The organism is Streptomyces sp. (assembly GCF_031181555.1).
GTDB classification, from domain to species: Bacteria; Actinomycetota; Actinomycetes; order Streptomycetales; family Streptomycetaceae; genus Streptomyces; species Streptomyces fimbriatus.
The window spans coordinates 22,370-29,150 of the sequence record NZ_JAPSKQ010000080.1; the positions used below are offsets into that span (position 1 = coordinate 22,370).

Here is a 6,781-nt window from a genome sequence, read left to right on the forward strand (position 1 = left end):
GCGGCCCGCCCGCAGGCCCGTAAGCTGGGCGCATGACGAGCGGTGCGGGCGGCAGGAGCCGTCGGAGCGGTGCGGAGACCAGCGGGAGCGGGGACATCCTCCGCACGCTCGAACTGCTCTGGAACACCGGCCCGCGCCCCAGTCGCGGCCCTCGGCCGGGTCTCACCCTGGACCGGATCGTGGAGGCGGCCGTCCGGATCGCGGACGCCGAGGGGATCGAGGCGGTGTCGATGCGGCGGGTCGCCGCCGAGCTGGGCACCGGCGCGATGTCCCTGTACCGCTACGTCCCCGGCAAGGCGGAGCTGCTCGACCTGATGCTGGACCGGGTGCAGGAGGAGACGCTGGAGCTCGCGGAGGCGGAGCAGGACGGGGACGGCTGGCGGGCGGCGGTCGAGGCGATGGCCCACGCCTACCTGGCCCACTACCGGCGCCACCCCTGGCTGCTCCGCGTCAACCAGGCCCGTACGGTCCTCGGCCCGAGCTCCCTGCGCTCGCTGGAGGCGTCCCTGGGCCCGCTCCAGGGCATGGGACTCAGCGACCCCGAGCTGATCTCGTTGATCATCGCGGTGCAGAGCTTCACCGGCGGGATCGCCCGCATGGAACTCGACGCCCACGAGGCCGCGAAGGAGACCGGCCTGAGCCACGAGGAGTTCTGGGGCAAGCAGGAGCCGTTCCTCACCCAGGCCATGGGCAGCGGCCGGTACCCGATGCTCGCCGCGCTGTCCGAGGACACCTTCACCGAGGACTTCGACCACTTCGACTTCGGTCTGCAGCGCCTGCTGGACGGCCTGGAGGTGCTCGTCGCCCGGCGGACCGGCGACAGCTGATCCCGGGCCCGCCCGCCCCCGGGCCGGCTCAGCCCCGGCGCCGCAGCCGGCCCAGTCCGAACAGGGCCGCGCAGACGGCGGCGACGGCGACGAGGGCACCGGCCCCGACGCCGGAACCGTCGCCGGCGGTGTCCTCCCGGTCCTCCGCGCCCCCACCGGACGAGGCCGCCCCCTTCTCCCCGCCCCCGCCGGGCGCCTCCCGGGACTCGACCCGGCTCCGGGTGCCCTCGCTCCCGTACAGGAGCCGGGAGCCGTCGGCGGAGAAGCTGACGGACTCCCCCTGCCCCTGGAGCGGCACGCTCAGCCGTCCCTCGCGCTGCGGCTTCCCCCCGTTCCAGGCGTAGTGGATCCCGCCGAAGTAGCCGCGCACGGCGAGCTGCCGCCCGTCCGGGGAGAACGCGGCGTCGGTCGCCCACAGCTCGATGGGGGCGACCGGCCGGAAGACGTTGCTCCCCGAGGCGGAGAGCCGGGCGGGCCCCTCGTACAGGTGCCCGCCCTCCTCCTTCTTGTCGATGACGTAGACCCGCCCGGTCTTCGGGTGGACGAGGAGGGACTCGGCGTCCCGCGCCCCGTCGGAGTACTTCACGACGTACTGCGTGGCCCGCACGGTCCGGTCCCGCAGCTCCTTCGGCTCGGGCAGCTCGTAGATCCACACGTACGGCCACGTGCCCCCGAGGTTGTCCCCGATGTCCCCGACGAAGATCCTGTTCCCGGGCCCGACGGCGACGGCCTCGACGTCCCGGGGCGTGCCGACGCCGGTGAGGGTGATGCGGGCGACCGTCTCGCCGGTCGCGCTGTCGACGGCGTAGAGGTAGGGGCCGTCGTCGCTGTCGTTGTGGGTCCAGTAGACGCCGGGGTGGAGGCGGGAGGCGGCGAGTCCGCTGGACTCGGTGATGCGCGGGTCCTCGATCGTGAACGCATCGTTCCCGTCGGCCGCGGAGGCGGCGGGCGCGGTGAGGGCGCCCGCGAGGAGGGCCGCGGCGAGCAGGGCGAAGGGTCGGCGCATGTCCCAAGCCTGCCATCCGGCGCCGCAGTTCAGGGGCCGTCCCCGGTCACCCGGGCGCGTGGCCGGTCTCACACCCCGCGGACGACGGCGATCAACGATGATGAGCGGATGCTCAGGTTCATGCCCGTCGGTGACTCCATGACGATCGGAAGCGCGGGCGAGCACACCTGGCGCTACCGGCTGTGGCGGCACCTGTGCGGGGCGTACGGCGGCCCGTTCACGTTCGTCGGCCCGCGCGAGACGCTCTACGACAAGTCCGCCGAGGCCCCGGTCTCGTACGCCTACGCCGACCCGGACTTCCCCCGCGCCCACCTGGCCGGCTGGGGCGAGGGCTGGCAGCACATGGTCCCGCTGATCGAAGGGGCCGTCCGCGAGCACCGGGCGGACGTGCTGCTGGTCTCCCTGGGCCTGATCGACCTGGGCTTCTACACGAACGCGGACCAGACGGCGGACAACGTGCGCGCCTTCGTCTCCCGCGCGCGGGCGGCCCGGCGGACCGTACGGATGGTGATCATGCCGGTGGCCCCGAACGTCCGCGCCCGGCAGGACGCCCCCTTCGCCGCGCAGGTCACCCGCTTCAACGACCTGCTGGCCAAGACGGTCATAGACCTGGACGAACCGTCCTCACCGCTCCTGCTGGCCACCCCCTCCCCCTCGTACGACATCGACTTCGACACCTACGACGGCACGCATCCCAACGCGAGCGGCGAGCACAGGATCGCGGCGGCCTTCGCGGAGGCGATGTGGCGGGAGTGGGGGCTGGGCGGTCCGTACGCGGAGGAGTAGCCGCCGAGGACGAAGGTGGACCTCGGCGACGACACCGACCCGGCCGGCACCGTGGCCGACCCGGTCCTCAGGACCGACGGCTTCCCCCGCGACTGATCATCGCCCTCTTGCATAGAGCGCACTCCAGGCCGTTGGCTGGACGGTCATGGAGTACACGCAGCTCGGACGCACCGGACTCAAGGTCAGCCGCCTCGTCCTCGGGACGATGAACTTCGGCCCGCAGACCGACGAGACCGACAGTCACGCCATCATGGACGCGGCGCTGGACGCCGGCATCAACTTCTTCGACACCGCCAACGTGTACGGCTGGGGCGAGAACAAGGGCCGTACGGAATCGATCATCGGCAACTGGTTCGCCCAGGGCGGCGGACGGCGCGACAGGACCGTGCTCGCCACCAAGGTGTACGGGAACATGGGCTCCGACGGCGAGGCGTGGCCCAACCACGACAAGCTGTCCGCGGTCAACATCCGCCGGGCCGTCGACGCCAGCCTGAAGCGGCTGCGGACGGACTACATCGACCTCTACCAGTTCCACCACATCGACCGCAGCACCCCGTTCGAGGAGATCTGGCAGGCCGTCGACGTCCTGATCCAGCAGGGCAAGATCCTCTACGTCGGGTCCTCCAACTTCCCCGGCTACAAGATCGCCCAGGCCAACGAGATCGCGGCCCGGCGCGGCGGCACCATCGGGCTGGTCAGCGAGCAGTGCCTGTACAACCTGGCCGAGCGCCGCGCCGAGATGGAGGTCATCCCGGCCGCACAGGACTACGGGCTCGGCGTCATCCCGTGGTCGCCGCTGCACGGCGGTCTGCTGGGCGGTGTGCTCAAGAAGGAGGTCCAGGGCGGGCGCCGCGCCTCCGGGCGGGCCGCCGAGACGCTCGCCGACCCCGCCGGCCGCGCACGGATCCAGGCGTACGAGGACCTGCTCGACAAGCACGGCGTCGAGCCCGGTGAGGTCGCCCTGGCCTGGCTGCTCACCCGCCCCGGGGTGACCGGCCCGATCGTCGGCCCGCGCACCCTGCAGCAGCTGGAGAGCGCGCTGCGGGCGGTCGAGCTGGAGCTGAGCGAGGAGCTGCTGGCCTCGCTGGACGAGATCTTCCCGGGTCCGGGCCCCTCTCCGGAGGCCTTCGCCTGGTAGGAGCGGGCGCGCCGCGGTGACGGGCGGCGGCGCTACTTCCCGAGCGCCGCCGCCAGCACCACCACCACGAACATCAGCGCGAGTACACCGGCCATGATCCGGTTACGGGTCTTCGGGTCCACGCCCCCGAGCCTAACCGGCCGTCCCGAGCGGCCGGCGCGCGACCGCCTCGTAGCGGGGCTGCTCGCCCGGCACGCCCGACCTCGGCAGGTGGCTGCGCATCAGCACCAGCTCGCCCACGGTCCAGGGGCGGCCGCGGAACCCGTCCAGGGCCTCCAGGTACGGCCGCGTGTCGATGGCGTCCCGGCTGCGGGCCAGCGTCAGGTGGGCCTTGTAGCGGCGGTGCTCCCCCATCGGCACGCCCGCCTTGCGCGCCGCCGCCTCGGCCCGGTCGGCCAGCAGGCCCAGGGTGCGCACATCGCCCTCCGCGCCGGTCCACAGGGCCCTGCCGTGCCCGAACTGGCCGCCGCCGCGCAGCGCCAGCTCGAAGGACGGGGTGCGGGACGCGGCCCGTTCCATGCGGGCGGTCAGCCCGGGTACGAGCTCGTCGTCGACCTCGCCGTAGAAGGCGAGCGTGAAGTGCCACCCGGGGCGGCCGGTCCAGCGCAGACCGTCCGCACCGGGCAGCTTCTTCAGCCGGGCCACCTCGACGGCGAGCTCACGGGCCACGTCCTCGGGGGGCAGTACGGCGGCGAAGAGTCTCATGCGTCCAGTCTCACAGGGGAACGCACGTGCGCTCACGCGTGTCCTGGTCACCGACCGGGACGGCCGTCGGCCTCGTCCTCGACACCGGCGGCCTCCCCCGCGGCCGGCCACCGCCCGCTACGCCACCGGCGCCAGCGCCTCCTGCCGTTCCCGGGGCACGAACCGCACCCGCGGGTGGCCGCGGTGCCAGCCGACCGACAGGCGGAGCCCGCCGAGCCTGGCCAGGATCAGGCCGATCAGGGCCGCCGCGGTCATCGCGATCGCGCCGCCCACCGCGAGGCCGACCCGGGCGCCGTGGGTGTCGGTGATCCAGCCGACGACGGGGGCGCCGACGGGCGAGCCGCCGAGGAAGACCATCATGTACAGGGCCATGACGCGGCCCCGCACGGCCGGGTCGGTGGACATCTGGATGCTGGTGTTGGTGGTGACGTTGACCGTCATCGCGAACAGGCCGATGGGGATCATCAGCAGGGCGAACATCCACAGGGCCGGCGCCCCGGCGGCCACGATCTCCAGCGCGCCGAAGGCCAGCGCGGCCAGGACGAGCAGCCGCAGCCGGGCCGTGCCGCGCCGGGCGGCGAGCAGCGCGCCGGCCAGGGAGCCGACCGCCATCAGGGTGTTGAACATGCTGTAGGCGCCCGCGCCCCCGTGGAAGACGTCGTCGGCGAAGGCCGAGAGGTAGACGGGGAAGTTGAAGGCGAAGGTGCCGACGAAGCCGACCAGGACGATCGGCCAGAGCAGGTCGGGGCGTCCGGCGACGTAGCGCAGGCCCTCCCGCAGCTGGCCCTTGGCGCGCGGGGCGCGCTCGACGACGTGGAGTTCGCGGGCGCGCATCAGCAGCAGGCCGGTGAGCGGCGCGATGAACGACAGGCCGTTGAGGAGGAACGCCCAGCCCGTGCCGACGCCGGTGATCAGCAGGCCCGCGACGGCGGGGCCGACCAGGCGGGCGGACTGGAAGTTCGCGGAGTTCAGGCTGACCGCGTTCTGCAGCTGGTCGGGGCCGACCAGCTCGGAGACGAAGGACTGGCGGGCCGGGTTGTCGACGACGGTCGCGAGGCCCATGGCGAGGGCGGCGACGTAGACGTGCCACACCTGGACGTGGCCGGTCAGGGTGAGGACGGCGAGCGCGATCGCGGTGAGGGCCATCGCGGACTGGGTGACGAGCAGCGTGGGACGCTTGCGCAGGCGGTCGACCAGGACGCCGCCGTACAGGCCGAACAGCAGCATCGGCAGGAACTGCAGGGCCGTGGTGATGCCGACGGCGGTGGCGGAGCCGGTGAGGCTGAGCACCAGCCAGTCCTGGGCGATGCGCTGCATCCAGGTGCCGATGTTGGAGACCACCTGGCCGAGGAAGAACAGGCGGTAGTTCCTGACCCTCAGCGAGGAGAACATCGAGGACGTGCGGCGGGCGGCGGTGTCGGGGGCGGTCGGGGGGTCGTGTCGGTCAGGTGCGGGGACGGAAGCTGCTCCGGGACCCGAACTCAAAGGGGTTCGCCTCCTAGCTGCTGCTGCGGTCTTCCTACAGGTGCGCGAGTTTCTCCAGCACGGGGGCGGCGGCGCGGAGTTTCGCCCACTCGTCCTCGTCGAGGCCCTCGACCAGCGACGCCAGGAACGCGTTCCGCTTGCGGCGGCTCTCCTCGAGCATCGCCTCGGCCTGTTCGGTCTGCGTCACGACCTTCTGGCGCCGGTCGTCGGGGTGCGGCTCCAGCCGGACCAGGCCCTTGGCCTCCAGCAGGGCCACGATGCGGGTCATCGAGGGCGGCTGGACGTGTTCCTTGCGGGCGAGCTCACCCGGGGTGGCCCGCCCGCAGCGGGCCAGGGTGCCGAGCACCGACATCTCGGTGGGGCTGAGCGACTCGTCGACGCGCTGGTGCTTGAGCCGACGGGACAGCCGCATCACGGCGGATCGAAGGGCGTTCACGGCGGCTGCGTCGTCGCCATGGCTGAAGTCCGGCATGTTCTTTAGCGTAACTCATTACTCTCGCTAAAGACCAGTCGGGGCGAGCCTCACCGCCCGTGACTCCGGCCACGGGCGCCCGAGATCACTCGTACGGGTGATCAATCCGCGGAACACGACACGCGGCGCCGAAGAATGCGGCAACGCTCGTGCCCATGGGGACCGACGTACTCAGCCTGCGCATGGACCACGAGCTGCTGGAGCGGCTCCGGCACCATGCCGCCAAACGCGGCATGAGCGTCCAGGACTATGTCGTCCGGACGCTCATGCGCGATGACTTCGACCAGCGGTTCCAGGCCGCCGTCGAGGAGACGGAGAAGTTCTACGGCGTCACCTGACCCGGCACCGGGCCGACCGGGTCG

8 protein-coding genes are annotated in these 6,781 nt (G+C 72.5%); 4 read left to right on the plus strand and 4 right to left on the minus strand.

Going from position 1 to position 6,781, the window contains the following annotated elements; translation table 11 throughout:
• Positions 1-32 precede the first annotated feature (32 nt).
• Positions 33-827: a TetR/AcrR family transcriptional regulator gene (locus tag RIM90_RS17815; RefSeq protein WP_309061702.1), complete on the plus strand. Its 795-nt coding sequence runs from the start codon at positions 33-35 to the stop codon at positions 825-827.
• Positions 828-855: 28 nt separating this feature from the next.
• Here the strand turns inward: RIM90_RS17815 and RIM90_RS17820 are convergent, their stop codons facing one another.
• Complete coding sequence (locus tag RIM90_RS17820; RefSeq protein WP_309061703.1) at positions 856-1,833, minus strand: WD40 repeat domain-containing protein; 978 nt, start codon at positions 1,831-1,833, stop codon at positions 856-858.
• A 108-nt stretch (positions 1,834-1,941) separates the two neighbouring features.
• Here RIM90_RS17820 and RIM90_RS17825 point away from each other — a divergent pair, with 108 nt between their 5' ends.
• Together RIM90_RS17825 and RIM90_RS17830 are read left to right on the plus strand one after the other, a co-directional pair.
• Positions 1,942-2,619 (plus strand): GDSL-type esterase/lipase family protein, encoded by a 678-nt coding sequence (locus RIM90_RS17825; RefSeq protein ID WP_309061704.1) that lies wholly within the window; start codon positions 1,942-1,944, stop codon positions 2,617-2,619.
• Positions 2,620-2,764: 145 nt separating this feature from the next.
• A complete protein-coding gene (locus RIM90_RS17830) occupies positions 2,765-3,757 on the plus strand; it encodes an aldo/keto reductase (RefSeq protein ID WP_309061705.1) in 993 nt (330 codons plus the stop codon).
• 132 nt (positions 3,758-3,889) lie between these two features.
• Here RIM90_RS17830 and thpR read toward each other — a convergent pair whose 3' ends face one another.
• The 3 genes from thpR to RIM90_RS17845 all read right to left on the minus strand — a co-directional run bounded on the left by thpR (position 3,890) and on the right by RIM90_RS17845 (position 6,419).
• Positions 3,890-4,462, minus strand: a complete 573-nt coding sequence (gene thpR / locus RIM90_RS17835) for an RNA 2',3'-cyclic phosphodiesterase (protein WP_309061706.1) — start codon at positions 4,460-4,462, stop codon at positions 3,890-3,892.
• A gap of 117 nt (positions 4,463-4,579) precedes the next feature.
• Complete coding sequence (locus RIM90_RS17840; RefSeq protein WP_309061707.1) at positions 4,580-5,947, minus strand: MFS transporter; 1,368 nt, start codon at positions 5,945-5,947, stop codon at positions 4,580-4,582.
• A 34-nt stretch (positions 5,948-5,981) separates the two neighbouring features.
• Positions 5,982-6,419, minus strand: coding sequence for a MarR family winged helix-turn-helix transcriptional regulator (locus RIM90_RS17845; RefSeq protein ID WP_159533994.1), 438 nt, complete (start codon positions 6,417-6,419; stop codon positions 5,982-5,984).
• Between the two features lie 155 nt (positions 6,420-6,574).
• Between RIM90_RS17845 and RIM90_RS17850 the strand changes: the two genes are divergently transcribed.
• Positions 6,575-6,757 carry a ribbon-helix-helix protein, CopG family gene (locus RIM90_RS17850; protein WP_159533996.1) on the plus strand — a complete coding sequence of 61 codons (183 nt, stop codon included), beginning with the start codon at positions 6,575-6,577 and terminating at the stop codon, positions 6,755-6,757.
• The last annotated feature ends 24 nt before the right edge of the window (positions 6,758-6,781 follow it).